This window comes from Bradyrhizobium acaciae (assembly GCF_020889785.1).
Lineage (GTDB): Bacteria > Pseudomonadota > Alphaproteobacteria > Rhizobiales > Xanthobacteraceae > Bradyrhizobium > Bradyrhizobium acaciae.
Window position 1 is genome coordinate 100,046 of the sequence record NZ_JACMYK010000009.1, and the last position, 19,370, is coordinate 119,415.

At 57.8% G+C, this 19,370-nt stretch carries 14 protein-coding genes and 1 pseudogene; 12 read left to right on the top strand and 3 right to left on the bottom strand.

Translation table 11 applies throughout. The features are described 5' to 3' along the window. Positions 1-52 precede the first annotated feature (52 nt). The 3 genes from H8A92_RS06915 to H8A92_RS06925 are packed head-to-tail and all read right to left on the bottom strand — an operon-like array spanning position 53 to position 4,630. Positions 53-508: a hypothetical protein gene (locus H8A92_RS06915; RefSeq protein WP_229195082.1), complete on the bottom strand. Its 456-nt coding sequence runs from the start codon at positions 506-508 to the stop codon at positions 53-55. A 19-nt stretch (positions 509-527) separates the two neighbouring features. After that, a complete protein-coding gene (locus tag H8A92_RS06920) occupies positions 528-3,752 on the bottom strand; it encodes a DEAD/DEAH box helicase (RefSeq protein ID WP_229195083.1) in 3,225 nt (1,074 codons plus the stop codon). After that, positions 3,752-4,630 (bottom strand): hypothetical protein, encoded by an 879-nt coding sequence (locus tag H8A92_RS06925; RefSeq protein WP_229195084.1) that lies wholly within the window; start codon positions 4,628-4,630, stop codon positions 3,752-3,754. The genes H8A92_RS06920 and H8A92_RS06925 overlap by 1 nt, the downstream gene beginning before the upstream one ends. A 617-nt stretch (positions 4,631-5,247) precedes the next feature. Here H8A92_RS06925 and H8A92_RS06930 point away from each other — a divergent pair. The 12 genes and pseudogenes from H8A92_RS06930 to H8A92_RS06985 form a co-directional block, all read left to right on the top strand. Further along, positions 5,248-5,874 carry a dTMP kinase gene (locus H8A92_RS06930; protein WP_229195085.1) on the top strand — a complete coding sequence of 209 codons (627 nt, stop codon included), beginning with the start codon at positions 5,248-5,250 and terminating at the stop codon, positions 5,872-5,874. A 53-nt stretch (positions 5,875-5,927) separates the two neighbouring features. Further along, positions 5,928-7,274, top strand: coding sequence for a B12-binding domain-containing radical SAM protein (locus H8A92_RS06935; protein ID WP_229195086.1), 1,347 nt, complete (start codon positions 5,928-5,930; stop codon positions 7,272-7,274). Further along, entirely contained in the window at positions 7,271-7,774 is a 504-nt protein-coding gene (locus tag H8A92_RS06940) for a uracil-DNA glycosylase family protein (RefSeq protein ID WP_229195087.1), read from the top strand. The genes H8A92_RS06935 and H8A92_RS06940 overlap by 4 nt, the downstream gene beginning before the upstream one ends. 720 nt (positions 7,775-8,494) lie before the next feature. Then, positions 8,495-9,811 carry a diaminobutyrate--2-oxoglutarate transaminase gene (ectB, locus tag H8A92_RS06945; RefSeq protein WP_229195098.1) on the top strand — a complete coding sequence of 439 codons (1,317 nt, stop codon included), beginning with the start codon at positions 8,495-8,497 and terminating at the stop codon, positions 9,809-9,811. 76 nt (positions 9,812-9,887) lie between these two features. Then, positions 9,888-10,613: a hypothetical protein gene (locus tag H8A92_RS06950; protein WP_229195088.1), complete on the top strand. Its 726-nt coding sequence runs from the start codon at positions 9,888-9,890 to the stop codon at positions 10,611-10,613. Positions 10,614-11,039: 426 nt separating this feature from the next. After that, positions 11,040-12,605, top strand: coding sequence for an AMP-binding protein (locus H8A92_RS06955; protein ID WP_229195089.1), 1,566 nt, complete (start codon positions 11,040-11,042; stop codon positions 12,603-12,605). A gap of 62 nt (positions 12,606-12,667) precedes the next feature. Then, the gene (gene pruA / locus H8A92_RS06960; RefSeq protein ID WP_229195090.1) at positions 12,668-14,332 is read left to right on the top strand and encodes an L-glutamate gamma-semialdehyde dehydrogenase; all 1,665 of its coding nucleotides are present in this window, start codon (positions 12,668-12,670) and stop codon (positions 14,330-14,332) included. A gap of 227 nt (positions 14,333-14,559) precedes the next feature. Then, positions 14,560-15,657, top strand: a pseudogene (locus H8A92_RS06965) (IS5 family transposase). 44 nt (positions 15,658-15,701) lie between these two features. Continuing rightward, positions 15,702-15,968 (top strand): hypothetical protein, encoded by a 267-nt coding sequence (locus H8A92_RS06970; protein WP_229195091.1) that lies wholly within the window; start codon positions 15,702-15,704, stop codon positions 15,966-15,968. A 332-nt stretch (positions 15,969-16,300) separates the two neighbouring features. Continuing rightward, positions 16,301-17,149, top strand: coding sequence for a transporter substrate-binding domain-containing protein (locus H8A92_RS06975; RefSeq protein WP_229195092.1), 849 nt, complete (start codon positions 16,301-16,303; stop codon positions 17,147-17,149). Between the two features lie 428 nt (positions 17,150-17,577). Further along, entirely contained in the window at positions 17,578-18,408 is an 831-nt protein-coding gene (locus tag H8A92_RS06980; protein ID WP_229195093.1) for an enoyl-CoA hydratase/isomerase family protein, read from the top strand. Positions 18,409-18,710: 302 nt separating this feature from the next. Beyond that, positions 18,711-19,370, top strand: a 660-nt coding sequence (locus H8A92_RS06985; RefSeq protein ID WP_229195094.1) for a transporter substrate-binding domain-containing protein, incomplete at its 3' end; no start/stop codon positions are given.

Below are 19,370 nucleotides of genomic sequence, written 5' to 3' on the forward strand. Positions count from 1 at the left end.
TCGCTATAAGCAACTTAACTTTGTCCAATCGTAGGCGCGATCGCAGTGCTCATCAATCCAGGGTCGCTTCGCCTTGCAGGCTTCGGCTGCAGAGGGTCAACCATCGACGGTCGAGTCCGGAGCCTACTGCAGCCGCGCAGCGCCACGTCGTTTCGTGATCAATCGCCTGCTCCAGTGGAAGGCCTGCATCACTCAGGCCGGCAAGGTCGGGTGAATAGGCCCGCAGCGCGTGCCCGCAAGGGTAGCCGAAGCGCGCTCCTCTGCTTTGGGCGATTGCCATGGTCCGTTGTCGCGCCGCCTGAAGCCTACCCAAAAGTTGATCTGCTTCAAGATTGTCGTAAGGCCAAGCATAAGCAACTGCAATTAAGAGCGTATCCGGCCATGACCAGTGCGTTTCTAGAGGCAACGGTGAAGGCTGGCGCAGTGCAGCGCGCCGGCGCAGACGGAAAATACTGACGTTGGCCCGAGTTATTCCCAAACGAAAATTGTCGGGAGCATATCTCTTCATCGTACTTCCCTTGCCAGCATCAGAACTCTGGCGCGCCTTGCTGCAACGCTAGCTGATGGACTTGAACCCGGCTGAGAAGGGCTGGCGTACTGCTTGCGAGAAAGACCTTCGCCGGCGTGTCGTATCCTTTGCGCACGGCCGTGCCGAGACATTCGACGACTTGACGGTTCAGCTCTTGCTGCTCGTGGTCAACCTCCTTGGCGACGTGCGCCACCAGTCCTACTATGAACGAAAGACCCCGCGGCACTACAGTTCCGACAAGCTCGCGCGCCCTTGGGCACGTTTTCTCAGCGTCATCGCCAGAATCGGGATTGCCGCCCAACGCTCTTTCCACGTCGCAAAGGGGTTTGCCGCTGATCCAGGCGATGAGGCCAGGCAGTATTAACGCGACTATCTCGGCAGTGAGCTGCGCGTCCCGCTTTCGACCGCATGATGCCATGAGCGATCGACTGACCCCACCCAGCAGCCAGTGGCGGGCATCGTCGTCGGCGGTTAGCCAATCGATTGTCCAGGTGAGCCAACCCCTAATCGTCGCGGGCAAAGAGCCGGCGCCGTCGGCAATTCTCTTTCGGAGCCGGAGCAGCAGGTTCATTGACAATCCGCTCTGGGAGGCAAGTTCCGCAATCGTATTGTCGACCTCTCCTGGCGCATCCAGTGCAATCGCCTTCTTGAGATCGATAATTTTGGCTTCGAATTCAGCCTCTGACTCGCGCTTTCGTGCAGCGAACGCCCCGAATGACTTTCGAAGGTCAAAAAGGACGTTGGGCTCCTCTGCTCCTTCGGCCTCGCGGAGGGCCGCCATGCGATTGACGACGTAGCGGACATCGGGATCGACAGTTTGACCTTGCATGAGCCTGTCGAGCACGATCTCAAGCGGATCGGAGATCACCACGCAACGATCATCTTCCGGAAGGATCGACTTCAGCTTTTCTATTACTTTCCATCCTAATGGTTGGCCTCGGGAGAAGCTGATAATTGGTTCAGGAATCAGAAGGACGACGCCATTGGCGAGATGGCCGGCTCGACCTGCTCTAGCGGCAGCATTTAGGATCTCATGTGCCTCGAGATCGGCGCGACCTTTTTGTTCGGCGTCGGCGCGCTTATCGCCAGCTAGAACCGCCAACTGGGCAGGAAGGTTGAGGCCCTGGGCGAGTGTCGGTGTTGCGACGATGACCTTTGCACCGTTGGCCCGCTTGAACGTTCGCTCGGCTAGGTCGCGTTCGAGACGAAGCATGGCCGAGTTATGAGGAACGGCAATTGCCGGTTTCGGAAGCAGAGAATGCTTCAGATCTCCGAGTTCCGCTTCGAGCGCTTCCCAGCGTTCTTGCTCGGCTTCTGTGACGTCGGCCTTCTCGCTGAGTTGGGCCGATATGTCGGCTGCGACCGAGACCGCATCGTTCTTCGTATTGACGAAGACGATGGATTTTAGGCCGCTCCGGGCAGCAGAGATGGCCATCTTGGCGGCGACGTGATTGGCATTCGGCTTTAGCCTGAGCGGGCCATACTTGATGTCGCCGGCAAGTTCGACAGGAGTATCGAGCACCTGTGTCATAATGCAGTGAGCACTCTTCTGGCCTAGCCAGTTGTGTTGCAAACCCCAGATTGCCCACGGGTGCGCGTGGAGTTGCCTTTCAGCGGCCGCGCGCAGCCCCTTGGCCTTTTTTCCCTTCCTATGATTCTCGGCCGACTGGGCGGCCATCGCGGCCTTTTTGGAAGCGTCGAGCTCCTCGTCCTTGTAAATCACTACGCCGCGTGCTTGTCGGCTCGGCTTCCACAGCAGATCAACACATACGCAGTCCCGTCCGCTGAGTTGCTTGATCCATTCGGCGAACTCTGCGCCGTTCTTGAGCATCGCAGAAAGGAAAAGGAAATCGGCGTCGGGAGCGATGTGATTGAATCCGAGGACGCATAGCATACCGTCGAGCGCACGCCGGACCTTGCCCGACTGAGGGCTCAAAAGGTGACATTCGTCAAAGACTAGAAGCCCGACGTCGGAAAAAGCATCGGGCGCAAAGGAGAGCATCGCGAGGCAACGCTCCGGCGTCATCACTTCGATTTCCCTTAGCTGCGCATCGAGCTGGAAGAGGAGATCGAAGTCGCTGGAGACCACTGAACCGAGGATTTCCTGCGGAAAGATCTCTTGCAGATCACCAGTAAGCTGCTCGACGAGCGCATGCGTCGGAGCAAGAAACACAACCTTCTTCCCACGGGCGAGCACGCCTGCCAATTTCAGCGAAGAGACCGTGGTCTTTCCTGCGCCGGTCGGAAGGACGACGACTGCAGACTTCCCGGTCTGGTAGAAGCCATCCGCGATCGCCGCACGGTGATTCGGCCATACGAACGGGAACGCGCTTGCTCTCGCGTGGATCCACGTTTCCCAGAATTTTTTGTCAGCGCCATCGGGAGGAGGCAAGTCCGCGAGCGCAGCCCTGGCGTTGCCGTCATGGGTGGCGATCAAGAGTGCGGCAAGGTGATGCGGTCCGGCATACGCATTCAGGATGTTTCCGCCGAGCAAATCGCTGTGTTGATCGTCTATAACGGCTGAAAGCTGCAGCACGCGTTGGAATGCGGCTCGCGCCGTATCGAAGCGTCCGATGACTGGTTGCGGCATTGGACGACCAAGAAAACGAGCGGCAAGCATCTCGATGCCGACAATGAGAGCCTCCAGCAGCGCTGCAAGCGCTTGATCGTCTAGGCTGATCCCTCGGCGCGTTGCGCGCCACCGTGATGCTCGCTGGTAGATGCGGTCGAGCTGGCCGCGCGCCAAGTCGGCGATATTCTCGGACAGAATGGTCGCCTCGTAACTCTGTCCCTCACGACGAGGAACGATCTGCGCGGCGGCTTCATTCGCGTCCGCATATTGTTCAGCAGCGAGAAAGAGCAAAGCAGCAGCGATCGTCGGGTCGGCGCGGTCCCTGTCGATATTAGCGACTATGACCGGACCGTCAGGTGTGGCCGCTTGCCGGCGTGCGAGGATTTGCTGAGCCGTTCCAGCTACGAATGCGGCTGCCCTGCGCAGATCGCCTTCGGTTTCAAGTGATGTGACCAGTTCGTAAGTGTCTGAAATGCGCTCCAGCGTCCATCCGCTTTCATCATCGTCAGCAGCGCCAGGCCCGGCGGCACTCAACCTTGCCGATACTAAATTGGCGTAATGCATTGTCAGCAATGCCGGGATGTTCTCCGGATCCAAGCCCGGAACAGGTGGTGCTGATCGGAGAAGTTGAGCCGTGGCAGCATCGAACATCAGGATTCCTCCGTCTCTAGCTCGTCGAGATAGGCGATCGCGCGCAAAGCAAGGGTATCAAACCAGGCGCGGACCTTTCCTTCGATAATCAGGCTGGCCCCGACCCGGCGGTCCTGCGTCAAGCCATCGAGGGCGTCGTACCCCTTGAAAAGCTTCCGCCGCTCGGGCTGGCTATCTTGCTCCTTAGGCAGCGCGAAAGCGGCGCGGTAGCGTCGCTGAGTACGATCCATAACGTTTGCCGCCAGCTTCGCGGCTGCACCTTCATCGATGCCACTCATGCGCAACAGTGCGGACGCCGTGGCAACCAATTCCGCAGCGCGCTTGTTTTTGTGGCGGTCGAGGAATGCAGGGATGACTTTTTGGAGGAACATGTCCCTGGGGTTGTCAGTGCATTTGTCCTCGAAGATCGTCGTCATGGCGACTTTTGACTTGTCGTGAGCCAGCTCGATCATAAGGCCATCCAGACCCTGGGACGTGGCGCTCACATGCGGGTCCTTCAGCAGCACGTCCTTGCCGTAGACTTGCCGCGCTGCGATCCACGAAATCGCTTCAAAGATGAATCCGTCGCGCTGCCACAGGGGATAGCCGGTTCGCGGGGCTTTGCCGTCTTCCTGAACGGTCATTCTGACCCGCGCTTCTTGGCGCAGATCGGTATCAGAAAAGGCCGGGGAGGCCGGAAGGAGCTCCCGGAGGATGTAGGCAGCGTAGGCCGCCTGGCCCATTGCAATGATGGCGAGTAGCTTCGCCAGGCCAGTTTCATCATACACAGTCCACCGGTCGCCAACGCACTGAGCGTCGATCGAGACGGTTTGGATGGACAAAGGTAGCGATGCCTTTGCATGCGTGATTGACGACTCTGTTTCGACCACGTCGACCATGTGTTTAGTGCGCCCCCGAGCGGATCAGCAGAAAATTCGTGTCTTCACTTTAGTGATATCCATGTGCAAGTCAGAAAATATAGATATCTCGCGTGCGCAGGCTCCCTGGTGGCAGTTCACGCGGAGCGCGGGCCTGCATCATGATTTCGAACCGGGTCGCCGGCCGTGCGGCAGGGGAAAGGCCACCCGAGCGCAAAGATGAGAGCTCAAGTCCCACCGCATCGATGTGGTATCTGCAGGTGCAGGACGAAGGGGCGGCATCCTATTCCAGTTGAACAGTTGGTCTTGGTCGGGACTTCTTGGTCGGGACTTGGCTCGGCACGAACGGCGTATTGTTGATAGCGCTCGCTCGAGGCTCGTCGCAAGCGGAGAGAAGCTAGGGAAATCCCTAGTTCGCCGAGCGGGCGGTTGGCGCGATGATGGCTGGGATTCGTATTGGCCAGCGTCATTCGGTGCGCATTCACCCGCAGGGATCGACAGTTGTCGAGTTGGCTACGGAGGGGGGCGATCGGAGCGTCGGGTCGACCATTACTTTGTGACGTGGCGAGCGTTTCGCCAGCAATCGAGATGCTGACGATCGTGCAGATATGCGCCGGGATGGGACGGAGTTGGGCGCGATGATGGATTGCGGCTCTGACTACGAGAAACAATGGCTGCCGATAATCGCATTGGAGGGGCCGAGCGGCATTGGAAAAACGACGCTGTTGCGAGCGACTGCGGAACGGCTCACGCGAGCGGCTATTCCCGTCGAGATGGCGAGCAATAATGACAGCGGCCGTTGGCACCCTGTCATCAGAGATCTGGCCGCCCATCCCGATCGTGCGCTCACGCTTGCGCTAGCCACTGCGGCGGCAAGAGCCGAGCTCCGAGAGGGCGCTCGCCGGCCTCTGCTATGCGACCGATACGTCCTGTCGACCTTGGTCTATCAGCGCTTTGCGGGACTACCGATCGATTATCTCTATTCGATCAATCGTCCTCTGCTTTCGGCATCCGTCACGATCGTTCTGCGGCTCGGGGCTGACGAGCTGACCGAGCGCCGACGAGGGCGGCCCAGGAAGTCCGACTTCTTCAAGGATCGGCTGGACATAAACCGAGAAATCGAACTCTACGATGAGGGTTCGGCGCTGCTCGAGCAGAACGGGCATCATGTAAGTGTTGTGGATGCGTCAGCGGACGAGAATACCATCGCGGACCGCCTTTCGGCTGAGCTCACCTCTTCATTGGCGAAGTTTCGCCTCGCATGAAACCTGATCGGAAGGTCACCGCTGGCGCCGACCTCCTGTTGGTCAATTCGCCATTGAAGAACTACGACCTTTCACCGCGCAGGAACGACTTCACGCTACCGACCCTTGGGTTGGGCTACATCGCAACCTGCGCAGAGCAGGCGGGGTTGACAGTTGACGTCTTGGATGCCGAGGCCCTTGGCCTTGGTTTGTCCAAAATTGCGGCGCTCATCAATGAGGCTAGGCCGCGATGGGTCGGATTGAATTTGCTTGCGCCGACCTACGTCCACAGCGTCAAGCTGATGCAGCTTCTAGATCCCGGTATCTCGGTGATGCTGGGCGGCCACCAAGCCAAAGCTATGCCGCGCGCCATCCTAGAAGACGTGCGGATTCCACGGATAGACGCCTTGGTGCTTGGCGAGGCAGAGACCCGCGTGCCTCGATTGCTGGCCGACCTCAAGACCAGGCGCGAACTGCCGGCGGTGTATTGGCGCGAGGCTGGCCGGGCGATCATGCCTGTTGTTCGGGCAAAAGATCCGCTTCTTCTCGCGCCAGACCTGGATGCAATGCCGCTGTTGGACCGCAGATTCCTGCAGCAGGATCCCTACATGGACGGCAGTGTTCTGGAATCGGCAATGGTGGCCTCGCGGGGATGCCCCTTCGACTGCTCGTTTTGCGGAGCGGCGATCAGCAGCAACCCAGATGTGACGGTGCGGATGCGCCGACCGGAGGGCCTCATGGCCGAAGTCCGGCAGCTCAGATCCTTATACGGCGTGCAAAGGATCAGGTTCGTGGACGACCTCTTCCTGGCGAACAGGCGATTGATACGAACGACCCTGAAGGCGTTCATCGACGAATCTCTCGACATGAGCTGGGATGCAACGGGGCGGATCAACGTGTTGGCCTCGGCGGCAGATGACCTACTGGCGTTGATGTCCGAGGCTGGCTGCCGGGAAGTGGCGCTCGGCATCGAAACAGGGAGCGATCGCCTGCTTTCGCATGTCGACAAGAAGATCAACGTGGCCCAGGTCATCCAAGCCGTGGTCCGGCTTTGCCGCAGGGGAATCCACGTTAAGGGATACTTCATACTTGGGCTGCCTACTGAGATGCGCGGCGAACACCAGGCGACCTTGGATCTGATCAGACGACTTTGGGATCTGACCGAGGGATTACCTGGCTGTTTTCGTTGCAGCGTTTTTGAGTACCGGCCTTATCCGGGCACGCCAGATTGGCAGCGATTGGTTGGGGCTGGGTATTCGCCGGAAGCCATGCTGAAATACGCGGACAGTCTCGATGATGAGGCGTTCTCAGCCGATCGGGACGAGTTCAATTTTTCGACCGGCCTTCAGTTCGGCGAAGTACCCGTGGCCACGGTGAGGCAGAACCTGGCGGCGATCATGCGGGAGCAGCGACGACGATGAGAAGAAAAACTTCGGTTCTGTTTCTGGGTCCGTGCAGGAAGTTCGATCCAGCAACTGATAAGCCTTTCCCGGCTTTCTCACCAAGTTCTCGTTCCGGCAAGTTTCTGCGTGGTGCCATCGAGGCGGCCGGCTTGCCGAAGACGGTGTCGATCTCCTTTGACAACGTCATCCCCCGTGCGCTGTTCGACAAACAGGGCCGCGAGCGCTACCCCTCATGTGCCGAACTCGTCGACGAGCTCGAGCGTCATGAGCTTTGGCGCCTTGGAGATTCCGACGTTGTGATTGGATTGAGCTCCATTGTGGGTGATGCACTGATACGAGTGAAAAACACGAGATCGGCCGCAGGAGAGAAGTCGGGGCCGCGGCTGGTGCGGTTGGAACACCCCTCGTTCATCATGCGACGTCCGTTGCGGGAGCGAACGGACTACATCAAGCGGCTCGGCGACTGCATAGATAGCATGGCTCGTCGTGCATCAATGGCTCGATCAGCTGCAACTTAGCCGCTTGAGCTCCTGTACTCAGATCGCCTCCTCCTCTGAACCCGTTCAGGGTCGTCGCAGCAATACAGAGCCCCAGGGATCTCCGCTGGACCAACCCATCCCGGGGAGCCGCCTACAGAACAGGGCGCAATCTGATCGAGGTCAGATCTTAAGCCACCATCTGCTTTGCCGAGCGGCAAAGCCCTACGAGTGCGGTAATCGAAGAGGACGGCTCGATCTTAGCGAACCGAAATTCGTGATTACCTGCGGTCAATTGCGAACTGATAAAGGCCCACAAAACTGGCGTGTGCGTGTGAGCAGCCGCTGTCGGCCGTGCTGGCCTGCCTTGTGCGGATAGCGAGACCGCTTGCTGTCGGCTAGGCGCCGCCTGACAGGACGGCAGTCCCTGAAATCTGTTCGGATCGTCCCGTGCCCCAATCCAGAGGCTGCGATTCGCGATTTTGTCGGCCGCGGCTAACGGCAGGGCCGCTTTCATGAAATCGGCTGTGCACCCGTGATCGGTGTGAGTATTGCCGGTTCGGTGCCACCTCGAAACTACCATTTTTGGTAGGTCCGTTCAGGCCAGGTCTGAGTTAGGTGGGCGGAGCCGTTCTCAACCCGCTTCGTCCAGCATGAGTGCTGCCGGCGCGCGTGAGGGCGGCTCACTTTAGCATTAACCTGCGCAACCAGTGGAAGGCGTGCTTGTTGAACCGCTTGCTTGTAGAGAATGCCCTAGCTCGAGTGACTGATGAGCCACGCAGCGAAACCGCTTTGCAGAGTCTGGAATCTAATGTCCGCTCATACCCGATTTCGTTTCCGGCAGTGTTCAGTCGGGCGCGTGGTTCCATCATGCTCACTGCTGACGGTCGAAAGATCATCGATTTTCTCTCTGGTGCAGGCGCGCTGAATTATGGCCATAACAATCACCAGATCAGGGCGGCCATCACCGAATACCTTGCATCGGATGCCGTAGTCCATGGGCTTGACTTGGCCACTCCCGCGAAGCTCGAATTCATGGAGACGTTTAACGCGGTCATTCTTCGGGAACGAGGTCTGCGATATCGTTTTCAGTTTACGGGGCCAACAGGTGCTAACGCCATTGAAGCGGCCCTGAAGCTCTCGCGCAAAGTGACGGGACGTCAGAACATCATTTCGTTTACGAACGGATTTCACGGAATGAGTTTAGGGGCGAGCGCCGTCACTGCTCGTCGTAACTACCGTGCGGCCTGCGGCGTCCCTTTGTCTGGTGCAACGTTCGTGCCCTATGATGGCTTTCTCGGGCCAGCTGTCGACACGGCTGAGTATTTAAGCACCTTGTTGTCGGACGACAGCAGTGGCATCGACGCTCCGGCCGCGATTCTCGTCGAAACCGTGCAGGGGGAGGGCGGAATCAATGTCGCCCGCAAGGAATGGCTGCAGTCGATTCAGGCCATAGCGAAAAGTGTGGGTGCCCTTTTCATAGTTGACGATATCCAGATGGGATGCGGTCGCACCGGAGACTTCTTCAGCTTCGAGTTCGCGGGCATTTCACCGGACATCGTCGTCATGTCAAAGTCGCTCAGTGGCTACGGGGTGCCACTGTCAATGTTGCTGATCAAAGAGGAGCACGATGCCTGGCGGCCAGGAGAACATACGGGCACTTTTCGAGGAAACAATCTTGCGCTTGTTTCTGCGACCGCGGCGATAAACATCTATTGGCGCAGTTGCACCTTTGCAGCAGGGGTGCGGCAAATGGGAGAGGCTATGCGTAGCCGTCTTGATGTCATCGCATCCAAACGTGGACATCATTTTAGCGTTCGAGGGCGGGGGATGGCGCTGGGTTTTGATTGCCAAGCGGCCGAAATAGCCGAAGCGACGGCTCGCAAGGCATTTCAGAAGGGACTGATGATCGAACGATGCGGTCCAAACAACCAGGTTATAAAGTTTCTTCCTGCGCTCACAATCGACCTTGAGACACTAAATCAGGGCCTCGATATATTCGAGCTTTCTTTGGCAGAAACATTGGATGGATCCAGCTCCGACCTCGTTGGCCGTTCATCCAGCGTCGGCTCGACATGAGCGCTAGCATGCTATGAGCCACTAAACCGCTGTCTCTCCGCCTATTACATAGTTCGTCGCGAAGACAAGATGCAGAATGAAACACTTCGTTGATCCACTGCGCGTCTCACGCTTTCTTCAAGTGTATGATGAAGGCGCCGCGCGAAAGGGCATCACGCTTTCAATAGGATTTGACTTTCAAGACTACGTCGCCATTACATGCGCCACCCCAACTAAGGGGCCGACATATCCAAATTTCCGACCGGATCGATCGCCAATTAAGTCAGGCGAAGGATTCTGGATGGTAGGCGTCGATACGAACAACCACGTTGCGGCGCTACAGGCCGTTCGGCTCTACGATCTTTCGTGCAGTAACCTTGCGGAACATCTTCAATCCCTGATGGCGTTCTACGCGGAGCCGACGAAGCATGCACATCCCGAGGACAATTGTACGTGCGCTGCGCCAAGTGCAAGAAAGATGTCCGGTAAGGTAGCCTACCACGGCGACTTGTGGGTCCGAGAAGACTACAGAGGAAAGGGTATGCCCGAGATCATGGCAGGAATAGCGTTCGGGCTATCCTATGCCAAATGGGATCCCGATTTCGTATGTGCCCTTGTGGCGCGCTGGCTGATAGACAAGGGCATCGTTGCCCAATACGGATATCTGCATCATGAGCCGGGAGGCTCGATATTGCGGCTCGTGGACGAAGGGATTACTGACGACGATTGGCTTATTTGGTTGACCGGTGAGGAGTTGAGAGCTCGCCTTGATCGTCACGAGAAGCCGATTCCAGTTCAAGGGAGTGTTTGGGAGGGCAGTTAGACTGTTGGTCCTGAGCTGCGCAGCCGGGGCACGATAGACGCCGATCGGCAGTGAGTTCGTCGCGTATGCCTCGACTCTCACCATACGCAGTTTTCCATGGGGATACAGGCTGCGGGAGAGATCGATGGGCAAAGCCTTAGAACTCCGCGATCCGGCGGACGAGGGGGCGTAGCGTCCCGCGGGCGCTAGCCCAGAAGGCAAACAGCTGCAGGCCAACGCCATGGCATCCTGTAGCCCGCTTTGCTGCGGCCTTAAGATCAGCGAACAGCTCCGGGCTGCATGCCGTATGGGCCGTGCGTGGGCTCGCCGTCGTGTCAAGCATTTTCAATTCCAATCCGGTATAAGTCTTTCCGGATTTGGTATTGGCGTCACCCGGTGCGACTGCGAGAAATCATCGTATGATCCCCGGCGCATGATGGAAGTCTGATGCTGACGCTTAACGAGCTCATCACCAAGCAATGCTGCGAACGACCCGAAAAGCCCTTTGTCAGCTTCGAGGGCAGCGTCATGACTTTCTCGGATTTGAGGGGCCGCGTTTCCTCTGCGGCGGCAGTGCTCCGCCGGATCGGCATCAAGTCGGGGAACCGGGTCGCGCTCATGATGACAAATCACCCCGAGCACATAGTCATCTATCTTGCCTTGGCTTGGATCGGTGCGATCAGCGTTGAGGTGAGCACCCATCTCAAGGGCCGAGGAATTCAGCTTCAGCTAGATGATGCCGAGCCACAATTTTTTATCATAGATACCAGATTTGTATCAGAAGTAGGGTTAGCGCTGAACGAGATCCGATTTGTTGGTTTGCGTATCCTGGTACGCAACGCCGACGATATCGATCTGGGCCAGCCCTTCAGTTCGTTTTCCCTGGAGCATCGTCCTGAGACATGTGAAGCCTTCCCTGCGACACTAAATCGCGTCCATACGATCGCTTATACATCTGGATCAACCGGACGGCCGAAAGGCGTGGTCATGTCCGAGCAGTTCTTCCAGGTGGGCGCAAAAAACGCTGCCATCCTCGCGGACGTCCGAGACAATGACGTCCTATTTCTCTGGGAGCCGTTCTATCACGTCGCTGGTTGGATGACGGTGGTGATTGCCTTGCAGCGCGGGGTGTCTATCGCTTTGGTTGAGCGCTTCAGCGGTTCGCAATGCTGGGAGCAGATTAGGGCGTCGGGAGCTACTATTTTGCATTATCTCGGTGGAGCAATGAATATCCTACTCAGACAGCCAGCGAAATCCGATGATCGCGACAACCCAATTCGGATCGCGTGGGGAGCGGCGGCCCCGACCAACAGTTGGCGTGCCTTTGAAGAGCGGTTCGGTGTGACCATTCGCGAAGGCTACGGAATTTCTGAGGCGCAAAACTTTACGCATCTCAATCTCGAGGGCCGCATCGGCTCAATGGGACGGCCAGTCGAAGAGTTTGACTCCTGGATTGCGGGCGCGGACGGCAGGAGGCTGCCAAATCACGAGATCGGTGAGATCGTGGTTCGACCGAAAATGCCGGGCATTGTGATGTGCGGGTATTTCCGTGATCCAAAGAAAACGGCCGAAGTGCTGCGAGACGGATGCGTCTACACCGGAGACCTGGGTTATCGGGACGATGACGGCTTTTTCTACTACGCCGGGCGGAAGAAGGATAGCTTGCGCAGGCGCGGCGAAAACGTTTCGGCTTGGGAAGTCGAGCGAGTGATCAACTCGCACCCAGGCGTAGAGGATTCTGCGGTCGTCGGTGTGCCGTCCGAAATGGGTGAGCAAGACATACGCGCCTTCGTGAAACCTGCGCCGGGCGTGAAGATCGATCTCCTCGATCTCATCCAATGGTGCAAAGCGCAGCTCGCCTACTATCAAGTGCCGCGATATCTGGATTTCGTAGACGAGTTACCACGCGGCCCAACACAACGAATTCGCAAAGCCGAATTGCCCACGAGTCTCGCTGGAAGCTGGGACGTGGAGACCTCCCGCCAGATAGGTGGCGCCGTGAACGACGCGTAACCGCTTGAAGCACACAGGCGCGCACCAATACTCCAGCTGGAAAAGAACGGTTACCGCACACAATGTTCCAAGATATCAACTCTGTCGTCGAATCCTCGTATGCACGTCCTCCGCTTGCGCGCAACGAACTCGTTCGCGACTATGCCCCGAATAGTCCCGAACGACTGGCAATAAAGGCTGCACTGAAGCAATTGAGCAGCCAGCGTCTCGAGTTGCCTCTCATCATCAATGGTGCCGAACGCCGGACTGGACGTCTTGAGACTGCGGTCATGCCTCATCGGCACAATCATGTTCTTGGCGAGGCTCATCTCGCCTCCGAAGCCGAAGTAAAAGCTGCGATCGATGCGGCTAAGAGCGCATGGAGCAGCTGGTCGTCATGGCCATGGACTGAGAGAGCTGCAATTTTCTTGAAAGCCGCTGAGCTAGTGTCGGGGCCGTGGCGTGATCGTCTCAACGCGGCGACGATGCTCGGTCAATCCAAGACAGTCCACCAAGCAGAGATCGATTCCGCAGCGGAGCTGATCGATTTCTGGCGATTCAACGTCGAATTCATGACGCGCCTCTATGAAGATCAGCCCATCTCAGCTGCCGGTGTCTGGAATCGCAGCGACTATAGGCCGCTGGAGGGCTTCGTTCTGGCGATCACGCCGTTCAACTTTACCGCGATCGCTGGCAACCTGCCAACCGCGCCCGCTTTGATGGGCAACACCGTTGTGTGGAAGCCGGCAGCAACTGCCAAATATTCTGCATACATGATCATGCAGATCTTGCATAAGGCCGGGCTTCCGGACGGGGTCATCAATCTGGTCTATGGAGATGGTGCCCAGATTGCCGATATTGCATTGGCTGATGAGGGCCTTGCTGGTGTTCACTTCACGGGTTCCACGCAGGTCTTCAACAACATCTATCACAAAGTTGGATCAAACATCTCCCAATACCGCAACTACCCGCGGCTAGTGGGCGAGACTGGTGGCAAGAACTTCATTCTGGCTCACCAGAGTGCGGACGTTCACGCCTTGGCGACCGCCATCATCAGAGGTGGCTACGAATATCAAGGACAAAAGTGCTCTGCTGCATCGCGGATATTCGTTCCGGAGTCGCTGTGGCCGAGACTGAAGACGATCTTGTGCGACGAAATCGGGACGATCAAGGTTGGTGACATCGCCGATTTCGGCAACTTCATGGGCGCAGTCATCGACCAAAAGGTCTGGCGCAAGCACATGCGTGTTTTCGAGGAGGCGAGATCGTCGAAGGCGCAAATCCTAAGAGGAGGGGAGGGAGACGACAAAACCGGGTACTTCGTTGCGCCCACTCTGATTCAAACAGACGATCTACAGTCGCAACTCTTGACCGAGGAATTCTTTGGTCCGATCATCACAACTTATGTCTACCGCGATAGCGATTTCGAGTCTACTTTGGAGAAGATCGATCGAACAGGTACGTACGGTCTCACAGGTGCGATCTTCTCGAGAGATCGCCAGGTGATCAGCCGCGCGCTCGGTCAGCTACGATGCGCCGCGGGTAATTTTTACATCAACGATAAGCCAACTGGAGCGATTGTCGGCCAACAGCCATTCGGCGGTGCACGGTCCTCCGGGACCAATGACAAGGCCGGCTCCATGTGGAATCTGATCCGCTGGACCTCTCCCAGAAGCATTAAGGAAGCGTTCGTCCCTCCCCAGGACTATCGCTATCCGTTTTTGTCCGGCGGCTCTGCCGGCGCGTGAATATCAAAAACCTGCAACACGACTGTGACCTGGCATGGTTGGCGTCCGCAATGATTTGCTACTCCATTGGGGCGGGCTGACTTGATATGACTTCGGTGCGGCAATGCGTTGGCCGCGCCTCTGGCTACGTCACAGTCTTCGAACAGATCTAGGAGGCTGTTGAAGAAGTTGGTGGCGGAGCGTTTCGTATCGTGATTCTCTAGGACCAGGATTTAACTGGGGGCGCGATGCGGGGGAGTGACGAACGGTCCGGCTCGCTTTTCAGTTATGTGGACCTGGAAGCTCGGGTTCGCGTGGACCACCCGTTACGGGTGATCCTGGACTGGCGAACGCGGCGCTGAGCGATCTTTCTGGGGAATTCGGCAAGCTCTATACGGACTTCGGTCGCCCCTCGATCGCACCGGAGAAGCTGCTTCGGGCGATGCTCCTGCAAGCGTTCTATGGAGTTCGCTCGGAACCGCATTTGATGGAACGGATGGAGTTCGATCTTCTGTTCCGCTGGTTCGTCGGGCTTGCGGTGGATGATGCGGTTTGGGACCATTCGACCTTCTCGAAGAACCGCGACCGGCTGCTTGAGGGCGAGATTGCGGCCAAGTTCCTGAACGCACTTTTGGCGCAGCCAAAGGTCAAGCATCTGCTATCGAGCGTTCACTTCTCGGTGGATGGCACGCTGATTGAAGCCTGGGCTTCGATCAAGAGCTTCCAGAGGAAGGATGGCCGTGACAAAGATCAGGACGGTCCGGGACGCAATGCCGAGCGCAGCTTCCACAAGGAGAAGGGATCGAATGAGACCCATGCGAGCACGACCGATCCCGAGGCCCGGCTCTACAAGAAGGGTGACGGCCAGCCAGCCAAGCTAAGCTACATGGGCCATGCGCTGATGGAGAACCGCAATGGTTTAGCTGTTTTGGGCGGGTCAGCCAAGCGACGGGCACCGCCGAATGGGAGATCACGCTTGCTATGATCGATGCGCGGGCGCACGAAACGGATCAGTCTGGGGGGGACAAGGCTATGACGTCACGCAGTTCGTGCACGACCTCAGAGATAGATTAGTTACCCCGCATATCGCGATCGACGGGCATCTGAGTAAGACCGGCAAGCGGCGCAAGACGGCGATCGACGCGCGTACCACACGTCACAGCGGCTATGACATCAGCCAGCGCTGCCGCGAACGCATCGAAGAAGTCTTCGGCTGGATCAAGAGTTCCGCTGGGTTGACCATGGTCAAGCTACGAGGCCGCGACTGCGTGGATGCCGTCTTCGTCCTGGCGCTTGCGGCCTACAATTTGATCCGGCTGCCCAAGCTTCTGGCGGCATCGGCATGAGCATCCAGGGCAGATAGCACGTCGTCGGGACCCCGGACTACGACATGGCCGTGGCCGGCGCCTACATCCTGTTCGATAAGGCCGGCGGTGAGTTCGCCTTTGATTGCCGCACAGGCTCCATTCATGGAGCCTGCCACGGCGATGCCGTCGAGTTTGATTGGCAGGCAAACGACGAAATGGAGCCAGCCGAGGGTGACGGCTGGGCCGAACTAAAGAATGACGGCTCACTCGAAGGCGAGATCTGCCTCCTCAACGGCGACAACATCCCGTTCATCGCACGATGTTCAAAGACTTCTTTAACAGCCTGCTAGATGTCGTTTACAAGGGCTGGCTACGCGCGTGTCTCCATCAAAACGGTGCAGTGCCAACTGCAGGTCGTTGAAGATGGCGACAGCGGCACGCTCGCTGTGTTTGCTGCTCACACGCTCGCCCGCCTTCGAGAAGGCCGATGTTCTGCGTCGGTGAGGTCGCCGGTTCCCGCTCCGCGTGAGCGGGTATGGTCACGAGATCCGCGTAGGTAGGTCGCCTGACAAGCACAGGTCCATTCCAATCTGGTATAGAGAACTTTGAAATTGGTATTGGCGCCCGCTAGGTCAGCTCGCACACAATACCTGAAACTCTGTACGTTTCGAAAGGACGAGGCATGCGTTCGAACTCGGGATTTTTGTCATTCGTTCTTTTCCTCGCATTCGCTTTTCACTCGCTTCCAGCGTATGCTCGAAGCGAGGATGCTTTGCTTCTCTCCATGCGCGAGGCCGGTGAAGCCAAGGCGGCGATCGCCGCTGCACCTCCGTGGGCATTCACCTCGCCGAGCGGAGAGCCGCAGGGATACCTGATCGACATTACGAACCTCGCACTCGAAGGGCTGACTGCGCCGAAAATCTCTGTTTCACTCACGACATGGGATTCCATGATCCCGGGTCTGCAGGCGCGCCGTTTCGACTTGGTGCCGGCCGGCCTGTTGATCACAGCAGATCGCTGCAAGGTGGTCGCCTTTTCGGCGCCAATCACAGCTCAGCAGGATGCTCTTCATGTGCTGCCTGGTAATCCGAAGCATCTTTCCGGCTACGCTCAGATCGCGCAGAACCCTGACATCGAGCTCGCTGTGCTAACGGGCTCCGCCCAGGAGGCGTTTGCACTGAAGCAAGGGATTAGTTCGGCTCAGCTTGTTCGCGTCCCGGACATTCAAGCAGGCATCGCAACTGTCCGAGGTGGCCGGGCCCATGCCTTCGCCGTTGGACAATTCTCCGTGCCGCATCCTCAGCGGAAGGGGGTCGAAGTTGTTGTCGATAAGCGGGCGCCGATCACCGGCATGGCCGTCGCTTTTCGTAAGGACGACGCGCATTTCCGCGATGCATTTAACGAGCAGCTCACTCTTCTCAGGAGCGGCGGTGCGATGAAGGATCTGTATGTCGGCAAGTACGGATTTCCCAACTGGGACGTGCTTGCCAAGCTTGTGAAGCCCGGCGACATCGTGCCCGGCTGTGAATAGATTTTACCAATGTTAGCTCCACGAACGAGCCGATGTCGAACTCAAAGGATGCCTCGAGCTTAGCCGATGAAAGCGGTAGGCTATTCATTCGACCTAGTGGGATCTGCATATGAATCTGGAGCGGTCTATTCAATGCGATCTGCCGACGAGGGGCTCCCGCGGTGAGCTGCCCGCTGACCGAGAGAAGGCAAATCTGCAATCATCAGTGGAATCGCTTTCTCGAATTCGAGGATCGTCGCCTTGCAACAAGCCCCTCGTCGCTGAGTCGAACGCTACAGAATGTACGATCGGACGGCGACATCTCCTTAGACAACTTGCGAAACTCGATAAGGATGTCGAATTACCGGCCAAACGATGCTCAATGCATAGCCGGGCACGAGATACGGTGAAGCCGCGTAACATGCCGAAGCGTGGTTAAGGAGAATGTAATGACGGAAGGTCAGAAGTTTGCTCACAATCCGGAGGAATTGCTTTCCGAGATGCACGGGGGCGTGCTGGTGCTCACGATCAATCGGCAAGAGAGCTACAATTCGTGGACCTCTGCACTACGTGATGCGCTTGGACGCAGACTTCTCGCCGCCGACACGGACATGAGTGTTGAAGCCGTCGTTGTCACGGGAGCCGGGGGCAAAGCGTTCTGCTCCGGCCAAGATTTGTCGGAGCTGCAAGAATTTGCCGATGGCGTGAACATCGAGGCGTTCATGCAACGTCTTAGCAAGTGCTACGACTCAGTCAGACAATTCAGCAAGCCGCTCGTTGCCGCGATCAACGGCGTTGCAGCCGGATCCGGCTTTCAGGTCACTCAATTTTGCGACTACGTGATTGCTCATCCCGGGGTCAGGGTAGGCCAAACTGAATTGACATCAGGTCTGCCCAGCGTCTTCGGAACATGGCTCATGTGGGAGCGGGTCGGGCGGCGGGCTATCGAGCTTGCCTTGCAGGGCCGCCTTATGGAAGCTGAGGAGGCCAAGCAACTGGGCTTCATTCACGAAATCGCGGAGCCCTCGAAGGTGCTTGAGGTTGCGTTGGAGGCCGCCCGTCGTCTCGCCAAGCAGCCGCGAGTGGCCTACAGCCTCTCGAAAGCTGCAAATCGGCAGTTCGATGAACAGCGTTATGCAAATGCAATGGAAATGGCCGTCTCTGCCTATCGCGAAGCTTTCAATACAGGCGCACCTCAACAAGAAATCGGGAAATTCTTCAAACGCCGCCGGGCCCGAAAGCTCGCATCGCCGGCTACGCCCGGGATTTCAGGGGGCTGACGTTCGACCCGGAGCCGCGCGCGGGTCAGGAAGCCCAGTGTCGGAGAGCGGTAGGCTGGGCTGTCGCGATACGGCAGCGCATCGGTCGCTTTGAGCGGTCCGTAGCTGCATGCTTGCATCGATACTGCGCCAGACACCTAACGAAGCCGATTGTCAGCGGCAAACCGGCCGACAACGCAGCCATCATCAATTCCAAAGTGATATCGATTGCCCAGAATTTGGTATTTGCGTCGCCGGACCTAGTTCACTCACACTGCTCGAGTTAGGGAGGCGAAAAGGTTATGCGCGGGATACCAACGCTCTTGCTGCTGGTCCTGCTGCTGGGAACTGCTGGTTTTTCTGTTCCGAGTGGTGCGCAAACTGAAGACCCTCTTTTCGCCTCGGTTCTAAAGGCCGGCGAAGTCACGGTGGGGCTCGGTTCGGCTCCCCCCTATATTGCTGTTTCGCCAGACGGGCGGGCGACCGGTTACATTATCGAGGTCCTGAACTTAGCCCTCAAAGGCATGGGCCTTCCGGCACTCACGCCGGTTCTTGCGAAGTGGGACGCAATGATTCCAGGGCTGCAGGCCCGCCAGTTCGACTTCGTCGGCGGTCAGGTGATCACCGAAGCGCGCTGCAAGGCCGTCATATTCGCGGCTCCCATGTGGGTCATGCGCGATGCGCTGTATACCCGGCCCGGAAATCCGAAGCAGTTGACAGGTTACGCGCAGGTTGCGCAGAGTTCGGACATCAAGCTGGCGGTGATCGCGGGGACAACCCAAGAAGCATATGCGCTGAAGCAAGGCGTGCGGTTCGAACAGCTCGTGCGCGTCACTGACATCCAGGCCGGTGCCGCAAGCGTCATCGGTGGTCGGGCGGACGCATTCGTGGTTGGCCAATTCACCATCACGAATCCCAAGGAGAAAGGCCTTCAGGTCGTCGTCGACAAAGACGCGCCAGCGCACGGGTTTGCTGCCGTGTTT

Coding starts and splice junctions, on each gene's coding strand:
- H8A92_RS06915 (WP_229195082.1), bottom strand. CDS start 508: ATGAAGAGATATGCTCCCGACAATTTTCGTTTGGGAATAACTCGGGCC.
- H8A92_RS06920 (WP_229195083.1), bottom strand. CDS start 3,752: ATGTTCGATGCTGCCACGGCTCAACTTCTCCGATCAGCACCACCTGTT.
- H8A92_RS06925 (WP_229195084.1), bottom strand. CDS start 4,630: ATGGTCGACGTGGTCGAAACAGAGTCGTCAATCACGCATGCAAAGGCA.
- H8A92_RS06930 (WP_229195085.1), top strand. CDS start 5,248: ATGATGGATTGCGGCTCTGACTACGAGAAACAATGGCTGCCGATAATC.
- H8A92_RS06940 (WP_229195087.1), top strand. CDS start 7,271: ATGAGAAGAAAAACTTCGGTTCTGTTTCTGGGTCCGTGCAGGAAGTTC.
- H8A92_RS06950 (WP_229195088.1), top strand. CDS start 9,888: ATGAAACACTTCGTTGATCCACTGCGCGTCTCACGCTTTCTTCAAGTG.
- H8A92_RS06955 (WP_229195089.1), top strand. CDS start 11,040: ATGCTGACGCTTAACGAGCTCATCACCAAGCAATGCTGCGAACGACCC.
- pruA (WP_229195090.1), top strand. CDS start 12,668: ATGTTCCAAGATATCAACTCTGTCGTCGAATCCTCGTATGCACGTCCT.
- H8A92_RS06970 (WP_229195091.1), top strand. CDS start 15,702: ATGGCCGTGGCCGGCGCCTACATCCTGTTCGATAAGGCCGGCGGTGAG.
- H8A92_RS06975 (WP_229195092.1), top strand. CDS start 16,301: ATGCGTTCGAACTCGGGATTTTTGTCATTCGTTCTTTTCCTCGCATTC.
- H8A92_RS06980 (WP_229195093.1), top strand. CDS start 17,578: ATGACGGAAGGTCAGAAGTTTGCTCACAATCCGGAGGAATTGCTTTCC.